We start from the raw sequence: 25,217 nt of genomic DNA, 5'->3' as shown, positions 1-25,217 counted from the left end.
CTATTTTTTTTGGTTACCATATATGATCTCGTCATCAGGCAGCGGTAATACAAAGAATTTGTTGTCTGGCTGTATTAAAGTTCCTTTTAGACCATTTATTGCACGATGCAATCTTTTATAAGCATAGAAAAGTTGACCTTCACCGTAATTGTCTTTTCGAATTTCTTTCAAAATTTCAGTAATAAAGGCATCCTTTGTTGTAATGGTCGTAGGTTGTTCAATTCCGCGATTGATACGCAGTTCATCCAAATATTGACGCGCTTGGGTAGGGTTAGTATCAAAACTGCTTTCTGCCGCTATCAAATACACCTCACTCAATTTGATAGCTGGGGCCATCAAGAAATGTAAGTTTGCAGCAGCACCATCCGAAAGAGAATTTCTACGGTATTTAACCACTTCAGATACATAGTCGGTTCCACTACTTACTGTCAAAAACCACTGCGTATAACGCATATCTGTAGCACCAACAGTAGAAATTTCATAGATTGTGCGTGTATCATTCTGATCCAGGTGCATTCCACTTGTTCCATTGGAAAACCAATAGGTGTTAAGGTCGTCATTCAATGTCGGAATATACCAGCCAAATAGAAGTTCTTTGTATTGAATTTTATCCTTATTTTTTTCTTCAACAGCAATAAAGTCGGTGGCATTTGTCCACGGAAATTTCTTGCTATCAATGATGATTTTCGCATTTAAAAGCGCCTTGGTATAATCTCCTTTATACAAATATACGCGAGCCAAAGATGCACATACGGCATAATAATTCATGCGGTGCCTACGATTTTGTAGGAACAAATCCGGATTGGTCATTTCTGAATTGGCCAATGTATCGGTTTCATTGGGATACCCGATAACGTAAAGCTTTGATATTATTGGGTCTTTCTCTAGTAATACCTTAGCTTTCTCTAAGTCATTTACTACCGAATCAATAACCGTTGTTACAGTAGCGAACTGAGTAGATAGATTCGAGTATGAAGTTACGTAAGGAATAGCTTCCGCAGTAGCGCTTTGCTTGAAGCTAGGTGCAAACAGACGTAACAAATCAAAATGCATATACGCACGTAATGCATAGGCCTCACCTTTGATAAGGTTGTAATTGTCTCCTCTAAATAGGTTACGTTTTTGATCTATGTTCTCTAATATCAAATTGGCATTGACAATACCGTGGTATAAGCCTTTCCAAATGTTATCTTTTCTGCCCACGAAATATTGATCATCGTATTTGAATTCTGCTGTCGCTTTGTAGCGATACGGATCAAATGAAGAGATGGTATAGTTTTGTGCTAGGACTTCTGGCGTACCTACAGTCAATTCTTTGCCATAGAGATCGGTTTTACTCCCTCGGATATAAACACCCAACAGGGCTTCTTTAAACCCATCTTCTGTTGTGAATAGTGCCGATTTGTCGATTTCTGTTTCGGGTTGTATATCTAACCATTTTGCACATGATGTGCTTAGTAAAAGCGTGAGCAGAATATATATTGGTAGTGATTTTCTCATTTTCATACAATTTAAGTGGTTAAAAAGCGGCTTGTAATGCGAAGCTAACGCTACGAGCAAATGGATAACTTATTCCGCGTTCTTGTTGAATAGAAGACCATCGCATTAAATCATTCGTTGTCGCACTGATTCTTAAGTTTGATAACCTTAGTTTCTGTGCAAACTCTGGATTCGCTTCATAAGATATAAACAGAGACTGCAGATTGAGTAAATTATCATCCATGATGAAGCGCGAAGATACACGTGTCTGTCCGAGGTCACTGATACTTTTGTAGAATGTATGATCTCCAGGTTGCTTCCATTTTTCTGCCAATACTCTATCGTCAACATTGTAGCGTGGGTCAGCATTTTCCACACGATCCACTATTGTTTGGTTATAAGATTTACCACCTACACGTAATTGAAGGTATGTCACTGCTGTAAACTGCTTGTAGCGCAATGTAGCTCCGAAGAAGCCTTCTGCCTTTGGAGTAGCTACTGCTACTACAGTGATATCTTTAGCATCCCAATCGTAGGAAAGTGTCCCGTTTTTTGTTAAGAAGATTTCTTTACCATTTTCAGGATCTATACCCAATGACGGTACAGCATAAATTGCATCTATAGATTGACCTTCGTTATAACGTAATAGGGGAACACCCATCAATGAATTGTCTCCTTGGGCATCATCAACGCGGTCATTATAACTTTTCAGTGCATTAGATATTTTTACAATCTTATTTTCATTGCGTACAAAGTTGGCCATAAAACTTAATGTCCAATCTTGTTTTTTAAGCGCGAATGCATTAAAGTTTAATTCATAGCCTTTATTCTGCATATCACCTAAGTTTTCTTTGTAGGATACGAAGCCTGTAGATGGTGCAATGTTTATATCCGCTAAGATATCCTTGGTAAGCTTGTAGTAATAGCGAGGTGAAATAGTAATTCTGTCATTGAATAAGGCTAAATCGATACCCAAATCCGTAGTTCTTGTTTTTTGCCAGCTAAGGTTGTCATTACCATAATTATTCACAATAGCACCAATACCTGAAGAGTACCAATTGTCTTGTTGGTAGGCGTAAGTCGTACGGGACATATAAGGTGAAAACTGAACAGCTCCTGTCACACCAGTAGTCGCACGAAAGCGTAATTGAGATATCGAAGCCACATCAAACCACGATTCATTGTGAACATTCCAACCTATACCTGTTGACCAGAATGGCGCAACTCTATTGTTCGAGCCAAACTTTGACGAACCATCGGCGCGAACTGTTGCATCAAATAAATACGTGTTTGCAAAGGAATAGTTTGCGCTCAAGAATGCACCTAGTAGACGAGATTGATTAAGACTACTGTAGGGCTTTGCATTTTCAAGGTATCCTTTACTAAATCCAATACTTGTGAATCTATCGTTAGCGAATCCATGTGCTGTGAATGAACGGTAATCCGAAAAATCACTGCGGATATTTGATCCAGCTACAATGTTAATATTGTTTTGTCCGATGTTTTTCACCCAGTTCAGTCTGATGTTTCCATCCCAGTAGATTTCATCGTTATTGCCACTTGTATAACTTCCTTTTTGATCTGTTTGGCTAGTAGGGTAGTGAAAGAATTCGTTTGATTTAGGCGAAAGGAAGCTGTCGTAAAGACTCATACGCTTTAATAAACTTAACTGACCACGTAGACGAAGACCTTGTGTGATTTCGTAGTCTACCGCCAAATTATTCATCACCTCTGTGTATTTAGATTGATCAAAATTACTTAGCGTTGCATTGTATAAAGGGTTTAGAACATTTTCACCGTAGGAAGAGCCATTGCTGTAATAGCGGTTCCACTCGTCCACCTGTTGCAGTATATTTCCATTATCATCAGTCATTCGGTAGTATGGATTCATACGTGCGTAATTGGCAAAATTGCCATATGGTGACTCTATGCCTTGTACTGCTGCTATCGTGAGTTCATTTTGAAACTTGATCTTATTATTCAGATTATAACTTAAGTTTACACCGCCCGAATACTGATTTCTTGCAGAACCTTTCATTACGCCAGGACGTGTCTGGTAGCGTAAATCAATACCATACCTGAATGTCGATGCGCCACCTTCAAGGTATAGCGCATGCTTTTGTCCTACTGCAGTACGTACAGGTTGAGCGATCCAATCCGTATTGATACCTCCAACCACATTCGCTAACTTATTGTTGTAGACTTTATCCAATTCGATCTGAGCGATGTTTTGATTAACGTTACTGTATAGTCCAGCTAATCTTTCGTATTCCAATTTGTCACTTGCATTTAACAAATTGTAGTCTGATAAATCCGGCGCATTCACATTGGTCTCGTGCGAATAGCTTACGCGTAATTTTCCTTCTTGTGGAACCTTTGTTGTAATCACTACTACGCCATTTGCTGCTCTTGAACCATAGATTGCTGTAGCAGCTGCATCTTTTAGAATCGTTACGGACTCAATACGCGTCATATCCAAGTCGAGTACTTTGCTTACCCCAACTTCATAGCCATCTAAAATAAAAGCCGGCATATTCGTGTTGGTAATTATATTATCACGACGCAAGATTTCATTGTTGCCCGTAGGAAGTGCAGAGGTACCACGTACCGTGATGTTAGGCATTGCATTGGGATTCGATCCCAAAAGATTGTTGTCCAATAATTTGAATGAAGGATCAAATACTTGCATGGCCTGCAAGACGTTTTGTGGATTTACTTGTCTAAGCTCTTCCCCGGATTTTGTGATTGCAGTTCCTGTAAAGGAGTTTTTGTTAATCGTTTGGTAGCCAGTAATGATAACCTCACTCACTTCACTTAAATCTTCTTGTAATGCAATCTGCAATGTTTGCTGATTATCATTTAGTTTATAACTTAAACTCTCGAAACCAAGCATCTTGATGATGACAATTCCATCTTGTGGGCGTTCGTTTAATTTGAATACCCCTTTATTGTCAGTCTTACCCAAGTCAGCTTGCGTGGATGACACAGTGGCACCTGCGATAGGCGCTTTTTTTTGATCTGTCACCGTGATTGTAATTCCCTGTTGGATTTCTTCTTCTTTGGGAAGGGAGATAGATATAGGGGAGCTATTTTTGTTTTTGGTCAATACGATGGTGCGATCAACGATTTTGTAACCTACAGGTTGCTTATCAAATATTTGTTTTAAAAAGGCATCCAAAGGCATATTTCTTGCCGCTATGGATACAGTTTTACTTCCTTCCAGCATAGCCTTCGTTCCCAGAACTTCATATTGTGTCTGTCTCTTGATGACTTGTAGTATATTTTCCAAGGACTCCCTATTAGAGGTATAGGTAATAGTTTGGGAGTAGGATGCATAACTAAGCTGAAGGAATGCGATAAAATACAGAAATGCGGTTAATTTGATCACTCGTAATAAGTAATTTAAATTCATTAAATTTGTTAAGGTTTAGTTTTGAGTTCTGTTACTTACACATGTAGATAGCTCAATAACTTACTGAACTAACTTTTAAACAGGGAGGTGTTGCAGCACTTCTCTGTTTTTCCATTTTTTAGATTATTCTTTTCTTATTTGTTGCTTCATATTATTTCGGTTTGACTTTGGTGATTAGTAATTTTTTATCGTTAGTTAGTTTATAGGCAATTTCGTTTTGTTCCAATAGCGATAGTATAGTCGATAGGTTGTTGTCTCGATAGATACCTCCAAAAAATTCGACCTCTGGCACATCTGCATCGATGTCTACATCAATGTCATACCACAGCGTTAGTTCGTGCATCACTTCACGTAAACGTTTACCATCAAAATTAAACTTTCCATGAATCCAAGCTGTTGCTTGCTCGGGGTCTATGTTTTTCACTTGGATACGATTAGGCTTCACAATACTCTGTTGTCCAGGGGTAAGTACTATTGGTTTTAGTGTTGGAGAAGTGATTTGTACTTTTCCTTCTATTAATGAAGTTTTAACTGTCTTCGCTTCAGCATACGAATTGACATTAAATTTAGTTCCTAATACTTTTAACACCTGCTCTTCTGTATGTACCACAAAAGGCTTCGCTTTATCAGGTGTAACCTCAAAATAAAGTTCACCTGTCGCCCATACCTCGCGCGTATTACCCGTAAATGTAAGAGGATAGGTCAGGGAGCTACCTGCATTTAATTGTACTTTGGTACCATCAGGTAGTACAACGCGGTAATAACCACCTCTAGGTGTAGATATAACAGCGGAAGAGATGTCATCCGTATTAACAAGCTCTTTGCCATCGCTGTATTTGATACTGTTTCCAGCAATAGCTACCTCTTCGTGCTGCGTGTCTAATGTTAATGTCGTACCGTCAGATAATTTTAATATGGCTTTATTCTCTGCAGGGGAATAATCCACAGTTGCTAGATCTGTTTCTTCCGTAATGCTATTTTTAGTTAAGTAGGGTAGTGCTACAAAAAGCCCAATAATGAGCACACAAGCTGCAGCTACATAGCGTATCAAGTTGCGCGTAAGAATAGCCTTACTTTTAGTTTCTTTAGCTTCAATAGCAGGAAGAATGTCTTTCCAAGCACTTTTTGTATCTACATGAGTAAAGTAGCGATAAGATTCTTGTTGCACAGACTTATCCAAACAACGGGCATATAGCGCTGCATGTTCAGGTTTCTCATCCAGCCACTCTACTAACTCCTGTTCTTCAGCAGCAGATAGACTGTTGTTGATTTTTTTCTGGATGAGTATACTGATACGTAATGGATCTTCATTTAGGTACATACGCGGTAGTTGTTTGTAGTATATTACCGCGCCAATACGAAATAGTACCTAGTCCGATGTGATTTTTTCGAAAATAAAATATGCGGATAGCAATAGCTGAAAAGTGTCCGGTGCTAAATGCTGCCGTAATTGCTTTAGCGCGCGCATTTTATAATTCTTTACAGTCTGCAAAGAGATGTTCATTTCCTCTGCTACTTCTTGATTTGATTTGCCTTCCAAGTAGGTAGAGACGATGACAGCCTTTGCTTGCTCCGGTAGTTTATTTATCGCTTCATACAGTTCGCCCATTACCTCCGACTGAATCATATGTTGCAGATGATGGTCCTCATAGGGCTTCTGTATGCTGTAATACTTTTCTTCACGTTGCAGCGTGCGCTGATGCGCGACTTGGTGATTAATGCCTATTTGTTTGGTGCTCAGGTAGAGCGTGTTTTTAAGATGCTCTATGGATTTAAATCTTTTGTCGCTGTTCCAAATGCGTATAAAAGCTTCTTTGGCAATGTCTTCTGCTTGTTTATCTTCGGTAGCAAAGGGAGCAGCATACAGGCAAATACGGGGATAATAGGTGTTGAAAATATATTCAAAAGCAGTCTGATTGCCATTTGCTAAATGTTCGAGCAAAAGATCAACTTCTTCATAAATATTTGGACTATCGGTATTCACTTTTTCTAAGACAGAATAGGTTAGATTTGGATCATGCAGTTTTAGCTATAACAACCTTTCATTGCATGACTCGGTAAAGATATGCAAAGCTAAATTAATTCAGCGAATTAAAATTCTCAGAATCTAAATCTCCATTGTCTTAAGTGTACAGAAATTCAGCTCTTTATCTTTAGGTATGTGCGCCATTTTAGTATTCCGCTGTACACTGTGACTGGTGCTGCACAGGGAAATTGCAAGAGTTAGCGATAAAACATAATTTATTAGCTTTCGCATGTAGGGAATTTGCTAGCTCAATGGTAGCACTATCTTGTATAACCACTTTGGGAGCTAATATCACTTCTATAATTTTGCCCGATCCATCTGGATAAGTTTCAAGGATAGCTTGTGCATGATCGGTATAGGATATGATTTCAATCTGATGTTGGGCGCAGACATAGAGATAAGACATCATATGACAGGATACCAAACTGCTCAAGAGTAGATCTTCGGGATTGTACATGGATGGATCACCTTTGAAGGCTTTAGCGGCAGATACTGCCAGATCAGCTTTCCCTTGGATATGAACAGTATGGCTTTTTGTTGAAATTGCAACCGCATCAGCTGCTGTCTGCTGTATTTTCTCCCAAGTGAGTGTCGCTTCAAATGTATGCTTATTTTTCATTGCAATTACAAAGTAACAAACTTCTTAAAAATAAAAGCCATTTCAATTAAGAAACAGCTTTTACCAATATATTTAGATAATGAATATTTTCATTATTAGGCGTGTTGACCCTTATGAATACCCTCTGCAAATTCTTCTACGATCTTCTTGTTGAATGCAGGTAAGTCATCCGGGGTACGACTCGTTACCAAGCCTTGATCTGTGACCACCTCACTGTCTTCCCAAAGTGCTTTTGCATTAATTAAATCCTTTTTGATAGCGCCTACGGAAGTGATTTTACGTCCTTCTACAACTTCTGCATCTATGAGTACCTGTGGCCCATGGCAAATAGCTGCAACAGGTTTTCCTGCACTAAAGAATGCTTTTACAAAAGATAAAGCGTCTTGATTTACACGTAGTTTGTCGGGGTTAATCACACCACCTGGGATTAGTAACCCGTCGTAATCGTCTACATTGGCACTTGCTAAAGGAAAATCTACTTTGAAGTCCTCATCCCAATCATCGCCTTTTTTAGACCGTACTTTTTCTTCTTGCGGAGATATGATATCAACTTGAGCACCCGCATCTACTAGAGCCTCTTTTGGACTTGTCAATTCGATTTGTTCAAATCCATCTTCTGTCAAAATTGCGATTCGTCTTCCATCTAATTTTCTCATAATATACTTTTTTTAGTTCTCTTATTTTGAACAAAACTCTAACCATTTAGTTCGGAATCAGCTTAAAAAACTTAAATTCATTTTCAATATTTTATTCGTAATTTAGATATTCACAAATAGAATCGTTATAACACTGCACCTATGAGAATCTTTACTATCGCTTTTATATGCCTAGTGTTGAGTTTCGTGTCCAATATGTCTATTACTTATGCGCAGGAAACAACTTATACCCAACAAAATGATATTACCTATACGCCCAATAAGGATGCGTACAGTTTGGCGCAGTGTAAGTTGGATGTTTATTATCCCAAGAACAAAAAGGATTTTGTTACAGTGCTGTGGTTTCATGGGGGAGGATTGACCGGGGGAAACAAAGAGATTCCTTCTTATTTGAAGAATAACGATATTGCTGTCATATCAGTAGGGTATCGTTTCTCACCCAAAGCCAAGGTTGCTGCTATCATTGAAGATGCGGCGGATGCGGTGAAATGGGCATTCGATAATATCGAACGATTGGGTGGTAGCAAACACAAAATAATCATAGGAGGATATTCCGCAGGTGCTTATCTTTCTTTAATGGTAACCTTGAATCAAGACTACCTCCAAAAACGAGGAATAGATGTACAACAGTTATTTGGCGTGGTATCATTTAGCTCACAAACTATTACGCACTTTACTGCCCGTAAAGAGATGGACATGCCTGAATTGCAACCGAAGATTGATGAACTCTCGCCATTGTATTGGGTAAGGAAGGGTGTACCGCGTATGCTGTTATTGACTGGCGATAGAGAATTGGAAATGATGGGACGTTACGAAGAGAATGCGTATCTACAACGTATGCTAAAACTTCACGGCAATACCAATGTCGAATTATATGAGTTGGATGGCTATGGACACGATATGGATTATCCAGCTTATCCCTTATTGCTAAGGACAATTAAGAAATGGAATAAATAAGGATTTCTATTGCTGAAAGCTCAGTAATATTATGTCATATTGAACGTAGTGAAATGTATAAAACTATGTTCTAAGTATATTATGAAATAATCTCTTGCGTTCACAATTGCGTATTAAATCTGCGCCATTGCTATGAAAAATGATGAAGCAACATCTTTACTTCATATAGTCTGGCTTGAGCCTTTTAGTAGTCTGGTATAGCGGACAAAACTCTTTTTAACCTCGCTCCAGTCTCCACTGACACATGTTTTTTTCCTAGATTACATTAACACTCTGTTAAGCTGTTTGTTATATGTTTAAGTTTTATTAACGTCTCTGTAATATTTACATAATCCTGCTTATGTTGATTTGTGATTAATTAATAAAACCCGAAAATGAATATCAGAAATCGATCAAAGTTATTTTTGATTATGCTCTTAAGTCTATCTTCACTACAAGAGTTGAAAGCAGAGTCTACAAGTAAAGTGCATATTTCTTTGCAGACACTAGATTTGAATGGTCGTATAGTTAATGAATTTGGTAAACCTATTGCTTTTGCGACAATTAAGAATCAGAAAACAAATCAAACGGTAGAATCTAATGCAAATGGAGAGTTTACTATAAAGGCCGAAAACGGTGATTCTATTCTTTTTAGTTCGATAGGTTATTTGAGCCAAACTATAGCTTATGATGGTAAGCAACTTCAATTCGTGTTAATAGAAAGCACGGATAGTCTTGATGAAGTGGTAGTGGTTGGTTATGGTACCCAAAAGAAAGTTAATCTATCTGGGGCCGTTGATTATCTAGATGCGAAAGCTATCGCGAGTAGACCTATAGCAAATGTGTCGCAAGGTCTGCAAGGATTGGTACCCAACTTAAATATTCAGTTTAATTCTGGAGCGCCCGGGGAAGCTGCAAATTTCAATATTCGAGGTATTACCTCTATCAATGGCGGTTCGCCATTGATTTTAATAGACAATGTACCTGTAAGCTCTGCAGAATTAAATCGAATATCTCCTCAAGATATTGAGTCATTTTCGATCATTAAAGATGCTTCAGCCGCCGCTATCTACGGTGCACGTGCATCATTTGGTGTCATCATAATAACCACCAAATCTGGTAAGGGCAGCCTAAAAGTCAACTATAATAATAATTTTACGTGGAATACTCCCACAGTCATGCCTAATAAGATTGTAGATCCGTATGTATTCTCAAGACTTCTGGAACTGAGTACGGATAATACACCTTGGGATAACGTCAATTATTCGGATCAATACTATGCGTATGCTAAAGAACGTTCGGACAATCCAAGTGTAGCTGGCGTAAGAATTAACCCATCGAATCCTAAGGAATGGGAGTACATGGGGAATCGCGATTGGTCGCGATATTTTTTGTCGGATTGGAATTCTACACATAACCATGATTTATCGCTGTCGGGATCATCTGAGAAAGTAAATTATTATTTCAGCGGTGGATATAATAGACAAAACTCACCGATCAAGCTGGCAGATGATTTCTTTGACCGTTATACTATACGCTCTAAAGTAAATTACACCGTTACTGACTTTTTAAAATTCGGTAATAACACCATAATTAGCAATACGAATCGTAAGAATCCATCGCAGTATAATCTTTTTGACATCTATAATTCTTTCCCTACATCATTCGACAAAAACCCAGATGGGACATGGGCAAATTCAGAAGTAGGTCGTATTGCAGCACGTATGATAGATGGAGGAGAGGGTACTGTGAAAAGAAATGATGTGCAGTCAACTTTTAATGTTGATTTGGATATTTTAAAGAACATCTTCAAAATCAGTGCAGACTACACTTATCAACGTAATTCCATGAATTACAATTGGTTTACCAAACAGTACAACATAGGTTTTGGACCGAATGATATTCGAACAGAGGGGCAAAGCTCGGCTTATAGAGAGGCGGCCTTCAGCTATTACAATGTGTACAATATATTTGGTAGTTACAACCAAACCTATGCTGTCAAGCACCAAGTATCCGCATTGTTTGGTTTTAACCAAGAAGATTACCGCATTGAATCTTTCATTGCTGAAAAGCAAGGTTTAATATCCGATCAGTTTCCGACCATCAAGTTAGCAACTGGATTAGCAACTGTAGATGAAGCTATCAATTCTTATGCTTTGCGTGGCGCTTTCATGCGCTTTAACTACACCTATGATGACAAATACATAGTTGAATTCAACGGAAGATATGATGGATCATCCCGCTTCCCAAAAAATAAACGTTTTGGTTTCTTCCCGTCTGCTTCAGCAGCATGGCGTTTAGATAGAGAGCATTTTATGAGCCAAGTCCAATGGATGAGTATGTTTAAGATTCGTGGTTCATATGGTGAATTGGGTAATCAATCTGTTTCCAATTACGGCTATATTCCAGCGATGAGCACATATGAATTGGGGTATTTAATTGATGGTAAAAAACCATTATCCATATACAGTCCTGCATTAGTATCGGATAACTATACCTGGGAAAAAGTTAATACCAGCAACATTGGTTTAGACCTTGCTTTTTTAAACAATGAAATCACCTTGACAGCAGACGCCTACAGTAGACGTACGATTGGCATGTTGACATTAGGCCGAGATTTGCCTAATATCTTAGGTGCATCCGAACCAAACGAGAATGCTGCTGATTTAATTACAAAAGGATGGGAGCTAGCTGTCGGTTATAACAAAAGATTTAGTGTGGCAGATAGTCCATTAGGCTTTTCAGCCAAATTTATACTGTCTAATTCTGTCAGTGAGATCACGAAGTTTGATAACCCTAATAATTCCATTCTGCAGTATTACAAAGGAATGGAACTAGGGGAAATATGGGGATTGGAGTCCAATGGTTTATTTACAAACACCGCGGAGATCGCCCAATTAGACCAGACTTCTATTATTCCATGGGGAGCTTTATCAATTGTGCCAGGTTGGCCAAAATATGTAGACCAGGATGGCAATGGCATCATTGAAAAGGGCTATATGCTATCAGACACCAAGGACCTCAAGATTATTGGCAATACTTCTCCACGTTATCAGTTCGCTTTGGACTTAAGCTTTGACTACAAAGGATTTGACGTACGTACCTTCTTTCAAGGTATAGGGAAACGTGATTATTACCCATTAGATTATTTATACTGGGGAGCGTACCAACAACCTTATGGCAATATGTACGGTCACTTGTTGGACTTTTATAGACCCGAAAATGACTCGGACATCGACAGAGGTAAACATTCCCAATCTTATATTGACTTGGGCTTAGCTGATCAGAATCTGAATGCCGAATATCCTATATTACAGTCTTGGTTGGCCGATCGAAATTTGGGAACACGTATTGATCAATCACAAGGTTTAGCAATACCACAAACAAATTACTTATTGAATGCGGCTTATTTACGTTTCAAAAACTTAACTATAGGCTATACTGTACCACCTACATTGCTAAATAAATATTCCATCAAAGGGTTACGCATTTATTTCAGTGCAGAGAACATCACCGAATGGTCAGCTGTCAAAAACTATTTTGATCCAGAAACAATTAATCAAAATCAATATACCAACCCCACTAGCAGCCCTGGTCGTGCAGGAAATGGCTTAACCTATCCGTTCCAAAGAAGCTTTTCAGGTGGATTACAATTAACTTTTTAATCATGAATATAAAATCAAAATACATATACTTTGCATTGGTAGTTAGCAGTCTACAAATCACTACCGCATGTAATGACAGTTACTTAGAGCGTTTGCCTGAAACGGCTATCACAAAAGAAAACTTTTTTAAATCAGCCAATGATTTAGAAATGTACATCTATAACCTTTATAATTATTCGGGTACGGAATTTTACGAGTCTGATGCCACGACAGACAACGCAAGTACAACAGGAAATAAGGAGATAAAAAATATTATGCTGGGTACAGCTACAGCTGAAACTATTACCACAGGATGGTCTTGGAATAGGTTACGTGATATTAATTTTCTACTAGAAAATCTACCCACTACGGGCCTTTCTGAAGAAGAATTAAATCACTATGAAGGATTAGGTCGTTATTTTAGAGCACGATTCTATGTAGAAAAAGTACAGCGTTTTTCGGATGTGCCTTGGGTGGATAGAGTGGTCACCACTACAGATGAAGATATTTTGTTGGGTAAACGAGATGCACGAGACTTTGTAGTACAAAAGATTATGGAAGACTTTGAGTTTGCAGCTCAGCATGTATTTCACAAAGCCGCGACTGGAAGTGTAAGCAAATGGGTCGTCTTGCAAGAGTATAGTCGTTTTACTTTGTACGAAGGAACATTTAGAAAGTACCATGACGAACTCAATCTTCAAAGTACTGCAAACGAGCTTTTAGAAAAAACGATTACCCTAGCCAACAATATAATGGATAACGGTGGTTTTCAGATCCACAATACGGGTAAGCCTAATGAAGATTATGGTTCATTATTCTTCAGTGATAACTTAGAGACTAATAAGGAGGTTGTATTAGGAAGATTTTATTCAGATAACGTTTTGAATGGTTCGGAATGGCCAGGTATGTTTGGCAATTACGAATACTATCCATTAAGAGATCTGTTGCAAAGCTATTTGATGAAAGATGGCACACCGTATACAAGCTCTAATGCTTACCAAACGAATTCATTTGTCAAAGAATTTGAAAATAGAGATCCTCGCTTAAGTCAGACCTATGCTTTCCCAGGTTGGGAATTGATTTATTCGAGTACCTATTCCCAAGGTGCGGGTATCTATGTACAACAATTGGCTAAAAATTTCTCTGGATACCATCAAATAAAAGGCTTTCTGAATACTTTAAGCCTAGAGCGTCGACGCAACAATGATATCCCGCTATATCGATATGCGGAGGTCTTGTTAAATTATGCAGAAGCGAAAGCTGAATTAGGCACGATGACACAGCAAGACTTGGACAAGACTATAAACCTTTTGCGTGATCGCGTTGGAATGCCACATTTGATTACTACTGTATCTGTCGATCCGCTATTGAAGAATCAATACACTCTAGTGAATGGCGCACAACAAAATTTAATATTAGAAATACGTCGCGAGCGTCGTGTGGAGTTAGCGTTCGAGGGATTTCGTTTTAATGATTTGATGCGATGGAAAGCTGGTACATTGTTGGAGAAAAAGCCACAAGGACTATATTTCAGTGGTCTAGGAAAGCATGATTTGACAGGTGATGGAGTGCCTGACATCGAGCTATTGCCTGCTTCAGCATCTATTCCAGAGCAAAAAGAAACAAACTCTGTAGGAGAGGTATTGCGCTATTACCGTGTGGGTAAGATAGGTGAAGATGTATCTGTATTTTTATCTGAAGGGAATAAAGGGTATATTGATGTGGTAAGTGAAGTAGGTAAATTCGAACACCCTAAGCATTACTATCGTCCTATTCCTGCAATAGATACACGATTAAATTCTAATTTAACTCAAATATTTGGTTGGTAATATGATGTTAAGATTATCCATACTCGTACTTATTAACTGTATAACGATACAGCTAAGTAGTGCGCAAGATTTCAAATTTGCATTCTTCACGGATATGCATATCAGTAGCGATAGCACATTAAGCTTGGTGCATCAGCGTGTCAAAGACACAAAGGCTCATGTTGATTTCATCATGCTTGGTGGTGACAATGTTGACATAGACAATCAAAATGCGCAGCGTATGCCTCAAGCTATTGAAAGGTACAAAGGGCTAAAAAAAATCTTTCAACAGGAGGGAACTTCATTTTATCCCACTATAGGTAATCACGATAGGTTATCTTCTGCTATTACAGCAAATTCAGATAGTTTGTTTGTGGATTTGTTTGGCAAGACGTACTATTCATTTGAGCACAAACACGTTAGATTTATTGTGTTGAATAGTGTACAAGTGGTGAATAGTAAATATGCTATTGATTCAGTACAATTGGATTGGTTAAAAAATCTTATCGCTACTATCCCTACTTCGCAGCCTATAGTAATCAGTACACATGTGCCTTTTTTGTCAGTTTATTACCCTGTATTGACAGGTAAATATACTGATACAGATACTTTTTCTAACCAAAAGGAAGTTTTTGACCTTTTCAAAAACCACAATCTCAAATTAGTGCTACAAGGGCACATGCATTTATACGAAGAGATAAAAGTAAAGGGCACAACTTTTATTACGGCTGGTGCAGTATCGGGTAATTGGTGGAGTGGTGACTACCACGGTACAAAACCTGGCGCATTAATCGTGAATTATTCAAATGGTGAATTTACTTGGAATTATAACTAATGAAAAAAATAACAATACTATACAGTCTTTTTGCATTGTTTGCTACAGCACAAGCGCAAACATCAGATAACAGAGTTAAAAAATCTATAGTGGTAATCGTTGATGGTATCCCAGCGGATCTCATCGAACGTACCGCAACACCAAATATCGATGCGATTAGCAAGATAGGAGGCTATACACGCGCCTACATGGGTGGCGAACGTGGTGGTTATTCGGAGACACCAACTATTTCAGCCGTATGCTATACCAGCATGATTACGGGTACTTGGGGCAATAAGCACAACGTGTGGAATAATGAATTGACAGCGCCAAATTACAATTACCCTACTTTTTATAAGCTTATGCGTAACTTGAAACCGAATTCCAAATTAGCAATTTACTCCACTTGGCTTGATAACCGTACTAAATTAGTTGGTGCTGAAAAACCGGAGACCAACAATTTCAAATTTGATATTCATTATGACGGTTATGAGTACGATACTGTTGCATTTCCGCATGATAATAAGGGTCAATACATCAGTAAAATTGACGAGAAGGTAGTCGAAGAAACTTCGAAAAGCATACGTAAAGATGCTCCCGATTTCAGTTGGGTCTATCTACAATATACCGATAATGCGGGCCATATGTTTGGAGATGGTGCAGGTATGATTGACGCCATCCATAAGGCTGATAGACAAGTCGGGGATATATATAACGCTGTAAAATACAGAGAGCAGTACCATAATGAAGATTGGATGGTCGTGATAATAACCGATCATGGCCGTGATGTCGCGACGGGATTTAATCATGGCAGACAAACCGATAGAGAGCGTACAATTTGGTTTTCGACCAATTCTACACGATTGAATAAACATTATCATGCCCATAACCCAGGGATAGTGGACATCTATCCGTCTTTAGCAAGACATATGCAATTGGACATTCCACAAGAATTACAATATGAACTGGATGGCGTACCCTTTATTGATGAGGTATCTATTGCCGATGGACGGGCTAGTTTAAAAGACAATACGTTAGCTGTCGAATGGACCCCCCTAGAAGTAGAAGGAAACGTTGAAATACTAATCTGCACGACTAATAACTTCAAATCAAAGGGCACTGATGAGTACATAAGCTTAGATACAATAGAGAGTAAAGCTAGAAAAGCAGAAATTAAACTACCGCTTACATTACAAAATAAGAAATTTTATAAAGTTGTATTAAAAGCCAAAAATAACACCCTCAATCGATGGGTAGTATTGCAATGAATCTATTGTTTAAACCTAAAGTAACCTTAAGGGCTATAGTGAAATATCTATAGCCTTTTTTATTACAATTAGCTCTGCTAAAGCCTTCGATATTCTGTAGTCTCGCTCAACTCGCAAGCTTTTTAATTTCGTTGATTTCTTCACGCCAAACCAACCTAGGCCGTTTCTTCTGGCATGTGCTACTAAAAAATTTAATTGAGAGATTCCTCCTTTGGTCGGAATGACATTAAAAGTTTTAAATACCAGTACAATCCTTACAAATCCTAAATATCGCCTTAGCAGAACCTTATTTAATCATTGTAATATTGAACGAAGTGAAATATCTATTAACTATTTTTAGTCTCGCTAAAGCCGCAAGCTTTTACAACTCGTTTGTATTACGTCGAGAAATGGGAGAGGCTACTGCAAATTTACTACTACAACCAAATCATGAAAATGTAATTTAAAATATTACAGGAAGTCATGCCTCTTCCTTTTCTGATATTTCTAAATCTTTAAAAGATATTAGGTGTAAGCAGGTGGATTATAATGATATCTCAACAGACATTTACCATCAGCAATTAAAAGAGCGAGGATTTACAGATTTTGCAATATATCTACACAGCGGTACGATTAAAGATGTCAGAAATGGTCTGTATGAAATTGTGGATGAGACAATGGAAAAGCTATTGGGGAGACCAACTGCTACTCTTTCTGATTCTTTGAGAGAATTTTTTCTCTAACTTACTAAATCAGATTTCGTAAATACCAAAAGATTTTCTAAGGTTCAATCGCTATATAATCTACATTAGCAAATGAACCTTTCTCCCATTATATCTTTTCACAACAATTCCTCGCTAGTAATCTCCATAATTTAATCTCCTAGCATACTATGCAATCGTTTACGTAATTATTTTGTTAAATCTGCTAGGTCAATAGAGAATATAAATTACTTTTATCTTAATAATGCAATCGGTTGCAATGTTGTATTACTATATAATATTCCTTTGAATTTAATGTCAAAGAGCAATTGATTGTTATTAGCGGATAACCAGTTAAAATATTCAATTAATAAGATTATAAACTTTATAACCTTAGTCATCTACTTTAAGCAATTGGGACTATCTCACTCGTGAGCATATTATATTGATTGGGCAATGTAGGTGCTAATGAAATTTTAAACACTACCTTATGAAAAAAAAACAAACCCACAATCTATCAAGGCTGATTTTCGTCATAGCTTTGGTGTTGTTAATCCCTAATCTTGCCCTCGCACAGCGCTCGCTTCGAGGAAAAGTAGTTAGCGAGGAAGGAACAGCACTAGCCAATGCCAGCATTCAGGTAAAAGGCACTACGACCAGTACATCAAGTGCTTCTGATGGTACGTTCACACTTACTATTCCTTCTGGCAGAACAATATTAAATATTTCTTATGTCGGCTACATAAGCCAAGATTTTACTGTTGATAATCAGACAGAAATTGTAGTGACCTTAGCGTCACAAACTACGAGCCTAGAGGATGTTGTTGTAGTTGGATACGGAACACAACGTGCCGAAGCAGTCACAGGTTCTGTATCTTCCATTCGGGGAGATGCGTTAAGAGAAGTTCCTTCTGCTAATATTTCGCAAGCGCTTCAAGGACGTCTACCTGGGGTAGAAATGACGCAGACCTCTTCACAGCCCGGAGCAGTAATGCAAGTAAGAATAAGAGGCTCTCGTTCGCTATCAGCAAGTAACGATCCATTAATCGTGTTGGATGGTATACCTTTCCCAGGTTCTATTGCAGACATTAATCCCAATGATATAAAAAGTATAGACATACTTAAAGATGCCTCTGCTACAGCTATATACGGTTCAAGAGGTGCAAATGGAGTAATATTAGTTACTACGGACAAAGGTAGTATGGGACAGAATGCAAAGTTCAACTATAATGGTTTTGCGGGTATAAGAGAGCTGTTTGCTCGCTACCCGATGATGAATGGTCCTGAATTCGCTGCTTTGCGTAAAGCAGCTGGACAATACAGTAATTCATTGGACGAATCGGATGATACGGATACCGATTGGCAAGATTTATTGTATACCACTGGATTAATGAATAGCCACGACGTAGGTGTCACTGGTGGAACTCAGAGTGGCATGTACGCTTTCAATGCTGGCTATTTAAATGACTTGGGCGTAATACCTACGCAAGGCTACAAACGTTATTCTATCCGCGGAAGTTTGGATCAAAATATCGGTAGTCACATCCGTGTAGGTTTTACGACGAATAGTAATTTTAGTCTTAATCAAGGATCCAATGTAGGTATTTACGGTATTCTGAGCATGTCTCCAATAGCAAACCCCTATAATGAAGACGGCAGTTGGAAAAGAACAATTCGAATGCCTTTGGATGAACCTTGGTCTTATTCAAAAGATGTGGTAAACAATTTGAAAGAGCAATGGTTAAGTCAAAATAGAGCCTATGGTACATACAACACATTGTACGGAGAATTTAGTGTTCCAGGAATTGAAGGGCTAAAATATAGAGCTAACCTTGGTTTGAATTATCGTCAAAGCAATAGTGGTAGCTACACAGGAAGTGGAATTAATAGTACCAATCCTGAAACGGAATCTACCGCTTCTATAGGCAATGCAATGACTACGGACTGGGCGATAGAAAACATTTTGACGTATGATCGTACGTTTAACCAAAAACATAATTTCAACGTAGTAGCCTTATATTCTGCATCAGAAAACAGATATAACGATTCACGCGTTAATGTGCGAGATATTCCTGCGGATGCATTTCAGTTCTATAACTTGGGTCAGGCAGCGGGAGAAATCACTGTAAATCCTAATGAACAAAATTACCGTGTAAGCGGATTGATGTCTGTGATGGGTAGGGTAATGTATGCATATGACAACCGTTATATGGTTTCCGCAACACTTCGATCGGACGGATCATCTCGATTAGCAAAAGGACACCAATGGCATACCTATCCAGCTGTCTCAGTTGGTTGGAATATCGCTAACGAATCTTTTATGAAAGATGCTTCAGTAGTAAACTCATTAAAACTTAGACTAGGTTATGGTCAAACATCTAACCAATCTGTTGCACCTTACGCTACACTTGGACGCTTGAGTACGCGCCCGTATAATTTTGGTGATGAATATTCTACAGGCTATTATGTGACTGAATTACCAAATCCATCGTTAGGTTGGGAATATTCAGAGACATTTAACTACGGTCTTGATTATGGAATATTGAACAACCGTTTATCAGGAACGATTGAATATTATAAGACTAACACGAAAGACTTATTACTTGGTGTTGGATTACCTGCGACATCAGGGGTAGGAAGCTATACAGCAAATGTTGGTCAGACCCAAAACAAAGGTATTGAGCTGTCTCTAAATGGAGTAATAGTGGATAACAAAAATGGTTGGACTTGGGAGGCAGGACTGAACCTTTATGCAAATAGAAATAAATTGGTAGGTCTAGCTTCTGGTGCTGAGAGAGATGAAAACAACTGGTGGTTTGTAGGACACCCTATTGATGTAATTTATGATTATGAAAAAATAGGATTATGGCAAGAAGGGGATCCACATTTAAGTGTTTTAGAACCAGGAGGTAATGTTGGTATGATTAAAGTGAAATATACGGGAGACTATAATGCCGATGGAACTCCAGTACGTGCTATCGGACCTGATGATAGACAAATCATGAGTATTGAGCCGAAATTCCAAGGTGGTTTCAATACCCGAGTTTCCTACAAAGGTTTTGATTTGTCTACTGTAGCGGCTTTCAAAAATGGCGGTACATTAATCAGTACACTTTATTCTTCATCCGGCTATTTAAATATGATGAGTGGTCGTCGTAACAATGTAAAGGTTGATTATTGGACTCCTGAAAACACAGGTGCTGCATTTCCAAAACCTGGGGGAATTGCTAGTGGTGATAATCCGAAATACGGTAGTACATTGGGGTATTTTGACGCCTCATATCTTAAAATACGAACGATATCGCTAGCTTATAATTTTGATAACAACCGTTGGATTCAAGATTTAGGTGTCTCAAAACTAAGATTATATGTTACCGCACAGAATCCATTTGTACTCTTCTCACCTTATAAGGATGTATCAGGTATGGATCCAGAAACAAATTCTTTTGGTAATGAAAACGCTGCAGTCGCATATTCACAGAATTTGAGAAGATTATTGACGATCGGTACCAATGCACCAGCTACGAAAACCTATTTGATGGGTATCAACTTAACATTTTAAAGATTTTGGACATGAAATATATACGTACAAAAACAATATTAGCAGCAGCTGTTTTGCTGTGTTCATCAGGATGTTCGAAGATTTTGGATGAGCAACCTCGAAGCATTTATGAACCTGGTTTTTTTAAGACTGAAAAAGGAGTATATGGTGGTTTGACATCCATGTATGCCCACCTAAGATATATATACGGTCAAGCATATTTTTATAATACCACGCTAACAGGTACTGATGAAGTAACATGGGCACAAAGTGCCGATGGTAATTTCAAAGACATGGATTTGTCTGGAGTAGGCGACATCACACCTGCCAGCAGTAGAGCTGACGTGTTATGGGGAGCCGCATTTTCAAATATCAATACAGCAAGTGGTATTATTGAAAATGCTGCTGATGTTGGGGTTTCGAATGCGCTAATTGCAGAAGCAAGATTTTTTAGAGCTTTTGATTATTTTAAATTGGTACAAACTTTTGGTGGTGTGCCTTTGGATTTAGGAGCAGGAGTTTTAAAATTCAATACAAGTCCGGTACGCACATCTGTTCGTAATACGGTTTCTGAAGTGTATACCCAAGGAATTTTTCCTGATCTTCTTATTGCTATTGAGGAACTTCCTGCAACAGCCCGTGTCACAGGAGGAGCTACAAAGACACTCGCGCGATTATACCTAGCTAAGGCGTATCTAACCTATGCATGGTGGCTCGAAAATCCGAATAATATTCCTACATATCCGCAAACGGATAGAGTTGATCCCGATGGACATAATGCACAATGGTACTACCAAAAGGCATATGATATCGCTGTCGAAGCAATTAATAACCCTGGACCTTTTGGTTTGCAGCCAACATATTATGATGTAAATCGTGGGACTAATGATCGCAACAATGAGATTCTTTTGTATGCCGATCATACGGAAACTAGTGAATTCTATAATGGTAGTAGCTTAACTTATTCTAACGGCGGAGCTCCAGAGAATTTTGCAGGCTGGATGATGACTTGGAATTATACGGATATACGAAGCGGAACTAATTCAGATGGATCTGGACCTGTGAGTTCGGTACAACGAGAAGCTGCTCAGCACCTGGGACGACCTTGGACACGTATGGCACCAACCATTGGCGCAATTGTTAATACTTTTGCAGATAAAGCAAATGACTCGCGCTATGATGGAACTTTTGTTACTGTATATAGAGGTAACTGGCCAAAAGGAGGTGTGTCAAACCCTGTTTTGTATAATGCCAATAATTTACCGGTAGCACCAGGTCAACCTATTTTGACATTCTTAAACGATGAGCCTGCTACTGCGATTAATTATCCTTCCGGAACTGGCTCTAGCAATATTGGCGCAGGAACATTACCTGGAAGAGCAGATTATGTTGTTGGTCCGCAAGGCATCAGTCGAATTGTATATCCAGGATTATGGAAATTGGGGCCTTATCGTACGGATAATGGCAATGGGTTAGGGCAGCCAAACGCAGCGAGTACTCGACCTTTCAATATTGCAAAATTCTCAGAATTATATTTTGTTGCGGCAGAAGCTGCAGTAAAAGGTGCTAATATTCAATCAGGTAAATCGGCTAGAGACCTGGTCAATGTGATTCGCGCACGTGCTGGAAAATGGAGTTGGGATAATAATGGTAATGTCGCAAAAGTTGCTGACAACAGCGCTGTATTGACTAATTTGACTCCTGCTACTATAACTATTGATTATATATTGGCAGAACGCTCACGTGAATACTTCGGTGAAGGATACCGCTGGTATGATTTGGTACGTACACAGAAATGGAATGATCTCGCTTCTTCTTACAGAATTGCAGGAACAAACAAAGGCGATCATCAAGCTGTAACCGTAAATAGAACTATTGCACCTCATCATTACTTACGCCCAATACCGCAAGGTCAAATTGAATCTATGCTAATGACTCCTGAAGAGAAAAAAGCATATCAGAATCCTGGTTATTAGAGTTCAACGTAATTCTAATAAAACAGAAACGGACATCAAATATGATGTCCGTTTCTGTTTTATTAATCTTCGTTTATTATCCGAACAAAAAGTTATTTTTTCCGCAACGTTGAATTACGTACGACTAATTCAGTATTTAAAACGACAGTATTGGTAATATTGAGATTTCCGACTCCATTTAAATGATTCAATAAAATGTGAGCTACGCTTTCTCCCATATTATTTCCCGGATAATTTATCGTGCTTATAGCTGGTTCGGTTACCTTGGAAATTATATCATTATTAAAACCAATGATGGCTACATCTTCAGGGACTCTGACACCATTATTTCGAAGTGTGGTGAGTGCAATTGCAGCAGCTGAATCACTTGTAAGAAAAATTCCGTCAGGTCGCTGTTCGCCAGTATCAATAAACTTCGATTTGATACAATTTACAATAGCATTTTCGCTCAAGTCATTCAGTACGCAAAGATCTTCCTCAAAAGGGATTCCGTGTTCTTGTAATGCTTGTTTGTAGCCTGCAAAGCGATCACGGTATACATTTCTATGGATGTTACTAGTCATATGCAATATTTTCTTACAGCCCTGGTCTATAAGATGTTTCGTAGCAATATATCCAGACTTTTGATTGTCTATTATCACTTTTGTAGAGGGTAATTCTTCGGCTATGCGATCAAAAAAGATTAGCGGAATATTTTTATTTATAAATTTTTCAAAATGACTGTAATCTTTTGTCTCATTAGAAAGGGATACGATTAATCCGTCCACACGACTATTGAACATTATCATCGCATTACTTTTTTCTTTTTTTTCGGATTCCAGCGATTGACTTATAATTAGGTTGTAACCTGCTGTATTGACTACTTTCTCTATGCCCGCGATGACGGAAGACATAAATAAACTATCCAGCCTTGGAATAATAACACCTATAGTATTGGTTTTTTTCTTTCTTAGACTACTGGCAAATTTATTGGATTGGTAACCCAAATCACGAGCTACTTTTAATATTTTATTCTTTGTTTTCCCATTGATTGCGGGATGATTACTCAGACCTCGACTTACTGTGGAAGGAGAGATACTGAGTGCTTTTGCAATGTCATAAATTGTTATTTCCTTGTTCTCCATTTTTAGGTTTTTGGTTTACTCTAAATTACACAAAAAGTGCATAGTTTGCAATCGGTTGCAAATTAAAGATTTTATGTGATAATAGGTTTATTTCTTTCTTTAGAACACTGTTGTAAAAACCATAAAATTATTTTCTAGAACGTTCAGTTTTATTCTAGTATACAATAAAATAGGGTTGTAAAAAATACCTGATAGTAATTAAAATTTAGTAATCATATATTACATTTTTTTTGTGTCTGTATACTATATATTATAACAGAAAGTATAGACGAAGTTGAATTTTGCGATACAAAAATAGAGACTAATTTAGTTAATAAAGCTGACGGCAATCAAGACTTTAATAGTCTATAACATCAGAGAAATCAATCGCATCACAAAAATACCCAATGTGTTCCAAACACATTACCTTCACTCATACCTAAAACTATAAATACGGAATGTAAGGTAAATAAAATTTTAAATTAAGCGGTACGTGTAAATAATGCTATTATTAGGCGTTTTGCTTATACAAGGAAATTATTTGTTTATCGAGAAAAGGGTAATAGCAAAATATTGCAAATTAAAGGTAAAGACACCTATAAAATCAATCTTCATGTATTACTACGAAATATTCTGGAAGAGAATCAACTTCATAAACATTCGACACAAGCTACTTAACCGAATTCGTATATACTACAGATAGAGAAATGTTCAATATGTTCGCCAAATTTGGTATCAATCCAGAAGTGCAAAATACAAAAAGACGTACTGTCATCACTGCGGTACTATATATGGATAAGACTTTTCAAAAAACTCAAATTGAAAAATTGGAATTGGAAATTATTCCACTATCATTTTGGGAAAAAATAATGCAGTTTTATAAAACGGAGCGTAAAACCCACAGGTGTTTAGCCTGTGGGATGTAAGCGACTAACCCTGATTGAGAATATACTCATGAATAGTATCAGGAGATGCTTCACCTATTGAACAAACAAAATAACCATCAGACCAGAAAGTATGTTCTTTGCAAAAATGTTTAAATAAGAATGACCTGTGTGGTGAACGCGAAATGTAATAAGTAGATTCTTGTTTTAACTTCCGAACAATAGAAGTAATTGAAACACGAGGGATATAACGAATAAGAAAATGGATGTGGTCTAAATCAGATTCAAACACTTCAATTTGAAAATCTGAATTAGAAGTAATGTTTAAGAGAAAAGAACGCATATCATCTTTTAACTGACCGACAAGTAAC

General features: G+C 37.9%; 16 protein-coding genes. 8 read left to right on the top strand and 8 right to left on the bottom strand.

The features are described 5' to 3' along the window. The 6 genes from FLS47_RS01815 to FLS47_RS01790 form a co-directional block, all read right to left on the bottom strand. Complete coding sequence (locus tag FLS47_RS01815; RefSeq protein ID WP_223225090.1) at positions 1-1,500, bottom strand: RagB/SusD family nutrient uptake outer membrane protein; 1,500 nt, start codon at positions 1,498-1,500, stop codon at positions 1-3. A 19-nt stretch (positions 1,501-1,519) separates the two neighbouring features. Then, entirely contained in the window at positions 1,520-4,891 is a 3,372-nt protein-coding gene (locus FLS47_RS01810; RefSeq protein ID WP_223225089.1) for a SusC/RagA family TonB-linked outer membrane protein, read from the bottom strand. Positions 4,892-5,042: 151 nt separating this feature from the next. Next, positions 5,043-6,212, bottom strand: a complete 1,170-nt coding sequence (locus tag FLS47_RS01805) for a FecR family protein (protein WP_149912687.1) — start codon at positions 6,210-6,212, stop codon at positions 5,043-5,045. Positions 6,213-6,260: 48 nt separating this feature from the next. Next, positions 6,261-6,875, bottom strand: a complete 615-nt coding sequence (locus FLS47_RS01800; RefSeq protein WP_188347333.1) for an RNA polymerase sigma factor — start codon at positions 6,873-6,875, stop codon at positions 6,261-6,263. Positions 6,876-7,062: 187 nt separating this feature from the next. Continuing rightward, entirely contained in the window at positions 7,063-7,536 is a 474-nt protein-coding gene (locus tag FLS47_RS01795) for an OsmC family protein (RefSeq protein WP_149912685.1), read from the bottom strand. A 95-nt stretch (positions 7,537-7,631) separates the two neighbouring features. Continuing rightward, the gene (locus FLS47_RS01790; RefSeq protein WP_149912684.1) at positions 7,632-8,192 is read right to left on the bottom strand and encodes a type 1 glutamine amidotransferase domain-containing protein; all 561 of its coding nucleotides are present in this window, start codon (positions 8,190-8,192) and stop codon (positions 7,632-7,634) included. A gap of 141 nt (positions 8,193-8,333) precedes the next feature. On the opposite strand from FLS47_RS01790, the gene FLS47_RS01785 reads away from it, so the two are divergent. From FLS47_RS01785 to FLS47_RS01755, 7 genes are all read left to right on the top strand, one after another. Beyond that, a complete protein-coding gene (locus tag FLS47_RS01785; protein WP_149912683.1) occupies positions 8,334-9,149 on the top strand; it encodes an alpha/beta hydrolase in 816 nt (271 codons plus the stop codon). 374 nt (positions 9,150-9,523) lie between these two features. Beyond that, the gene (locus tag FLS47_RS01780) at positions 9,524-12,793 is read left to right on the top strand and encodes a SusC/RagA family TonB-linked outer membrane protein (RefSeq protein ID WP_223225088.1); all 3,270 of its coding nucleotides are present in this window, start codon (positions 9,524-9,526) and stop codon (positions 12,791-12,793) included. 2 nt (positions 12,794-12,795) lie between these two features. After that, complete coding sequence (locus FLS47_RS01775) at positions 12,796-14,601, top strand: RagB/SusD family nutrient uptake outer membrane protein (protein ID WP_188347332.1); 1,806 nt, start codon at positions 12,796-12,798, stop codon at positions 14,599-14,601. Position 14,602: 1 nt separating this feature from the next. Then, on the top strand, positions 14,603-15,415 hold the full coding sequence (locus FLS47_RS01770) for a metallophosphoesterase family protein (RefSeq protein WP_149912682.1): 813 nt from the start codon (positions 14,603-14,605) through the stop codon (positions 15,413-15,415). Next, entirely contained in the window at positions 15,415-16,662 is a 1,248-nt protein-coding gene (locus FLS47_RS01765) for an alkaline phosphatase family protein (protein ID WP_149912681.1), read from the top strand. Before FLS47_RS01770 ends, FLS47_RS01765 begins: the two co-directional genes overlap by 1 nt. Positions 16,663-17,832: 1,170 nt before the next feature. After that, a complete protein-coding gene (locus tag FLS47_RS01760) occupies positions 17,833-20,904 on the top strand; it encodes a SusC/RagA family TonB-linked outer membrane protein (protein ID WP_149912680.1) in 3,072 nt (1,023 codons plus the stop codon). A gap of 11 nt (positions 20,905-20,915) precedes the next feature. Further along, entirely contained in the window at positions 20,916-22,859 is a 1,944-nt protein-coding gene (locus FLS47_RS01755) for a RagB/SusD family nutrient uptake outer membrane protein (protein WP_149912679.1), read from the top strand. 92 nt (positions 22,860-22,951) lie between these two features. Here FLS47_RS01755 and FLS47_RS01750 read toward each other — a convergent pair whose 3' ends face one another. Next, a complete protein-coding gene (locus tag FLS47_RS01750; RefSeq protein ID WP_149912678.1) occupies positions 22,952-23,983 on the bottom strand; it encodes a LacI family DNA-binding transcriptional regulator in 1,032 nt (343 codons plus the stop codon). Positions 23,984-24,678: 695 nt separating this feature from the next. Here FLS47_RS01750 and FLS47_RS01745 point away from each other — a divergent pair. Continuing rightward, positions 24,679-24,888 (top strand): hypothetical protein, encoded by a 210-nt coding sequence (locus tag FLS47_RS01745; RefSeq protein WP_149912677.1) that lies wholly within the window; start codon positions 24,679-24,681, stop codon positions 24,886-24,888. A gap of 4 nt (positions 24,889-24,892) precedes the next feature. Here FLS47_RS01745 and tnpA read toward each other — a convergent pair. Next, the coding region (gene tnpA, locus FLS47_RS01740) for an IS200/IS605 family transposase (RefSeq protein WP_149912676.1) at positions 24,893-25,217 on the bottom strand (325 nt) is incomplete at its 5' end.

The sequence above is a fragment of the Sphingobacterium cavernae genome (genome assembly GCF_008520265.1).
Taxonomy (GTDB): domain Bacteria; phylum Bacteroidota; class Bacteroidia; order Sphingobacteriales; family Sphingobacteriaceae; genus Sphingobacterium; species Sphingobacterium cavernae.
The sequence above is the reverse complement of the archived record's forward strand: the minus strand, read 5'-3'. Positions and strand labels throughout refer to the sequence as shown.

Bases quoted from the DNA above. Each gene is read 5' to 3' on its own strand.
- FLS47_RS01765 (WP_149912681.1), top strand. From the start codon at position 15,415: ATGAAAAAAATAACAATACTATACAGTCTTTTTGCATTGTTTGCTACA.
- FLS47_RS01750 (WP_149912678.1), bottom strand. From the start codon at position 23,983: ATGGAGAACAAGGAAATAACAATTTATGACATTGCAAAAGCACTCAGT.
- FLS47_RS01815 (WP_223225090.1), bottom strand. From the start codon at position 1,500: ATGAGAAAATCACTACCAATATATATTCTGCTCACGCTTTTACTAAGC.
- FLS47_RS01770 (WP_149912682.1), top strand. From the start codon at position 14,603: ATGATGTTAAGATTATCCATACTCGTACTTATTAACTGTATAACGATA.
- FLS47_RS01795 (WP_149912685.1), bottom strand. From the start codon at position 7,536: ATGAAAAATAAGCATACATTTGAAGCGACACTCACTTGGGAGAAAATA.
- FLS47_RS01755 (WP_149912679.1), top strand. From the start codon at position 20,916: ATGAAATATATACGTACAAAAACAATATTAGCAGCAGCTGTTTTGCTG.
- FLS47_RS01785 (WP_149912683.1), top strand. From the start codon at position 8,334: ATGAGAATCTTTACTATCGCTTTTATATGCCTAGTGTTGAGTTTCGTG.
- FLS47_RS01810 (WP_223225089.1), bottom strand. From the start codon at position 4,891: ATGAATTTAAATTACTTATTACGAGTGATCAAATTAACCGCATTTCTG.
- FLS47_RS01760 (WP_149912680.1), top strand. From the start codon at position 17,833: ATGAAAAAAAAACAAACCCACAATCTATCAAGGCTGATTTTCGTCATA.
- FLS47_RS01780 (WP_223225088.1), top strand. From the start codon at position 9,524: ATGAATATCAGAAATCGATCAAAGTTATTTTTGATTATGCTCTTAAGT.
- FLS47_RS01745 (WP_149912677.1), top strand. From the start codon at position 24,679: ATGTTCGCCAAATTTGGTATCAATCCAGAAGTGCAAAATACAAAAAGA.
- FLS47_RS01805 (WP_149912687.1), bottom strand. From the start codon at position 6,212: ATGTACCTAAATGAAGATCCATTACGTATCAGTATACTCATCCAGAAA.
- FLS47_RS01790 (WP_149912684.1), bottom strand. From the start codon at position 8,192: ATGAGAAAATTAGATGGAAGACGAATCGCAATTTTGACAGAAGATGGA.
- FLS47_RS01775 (WP_188347332.1), top strand. From the start codon at position 12,796: ATGAATATAAAATCAAAATACATATACTTTGCATTGGTAGTTAGCAGT.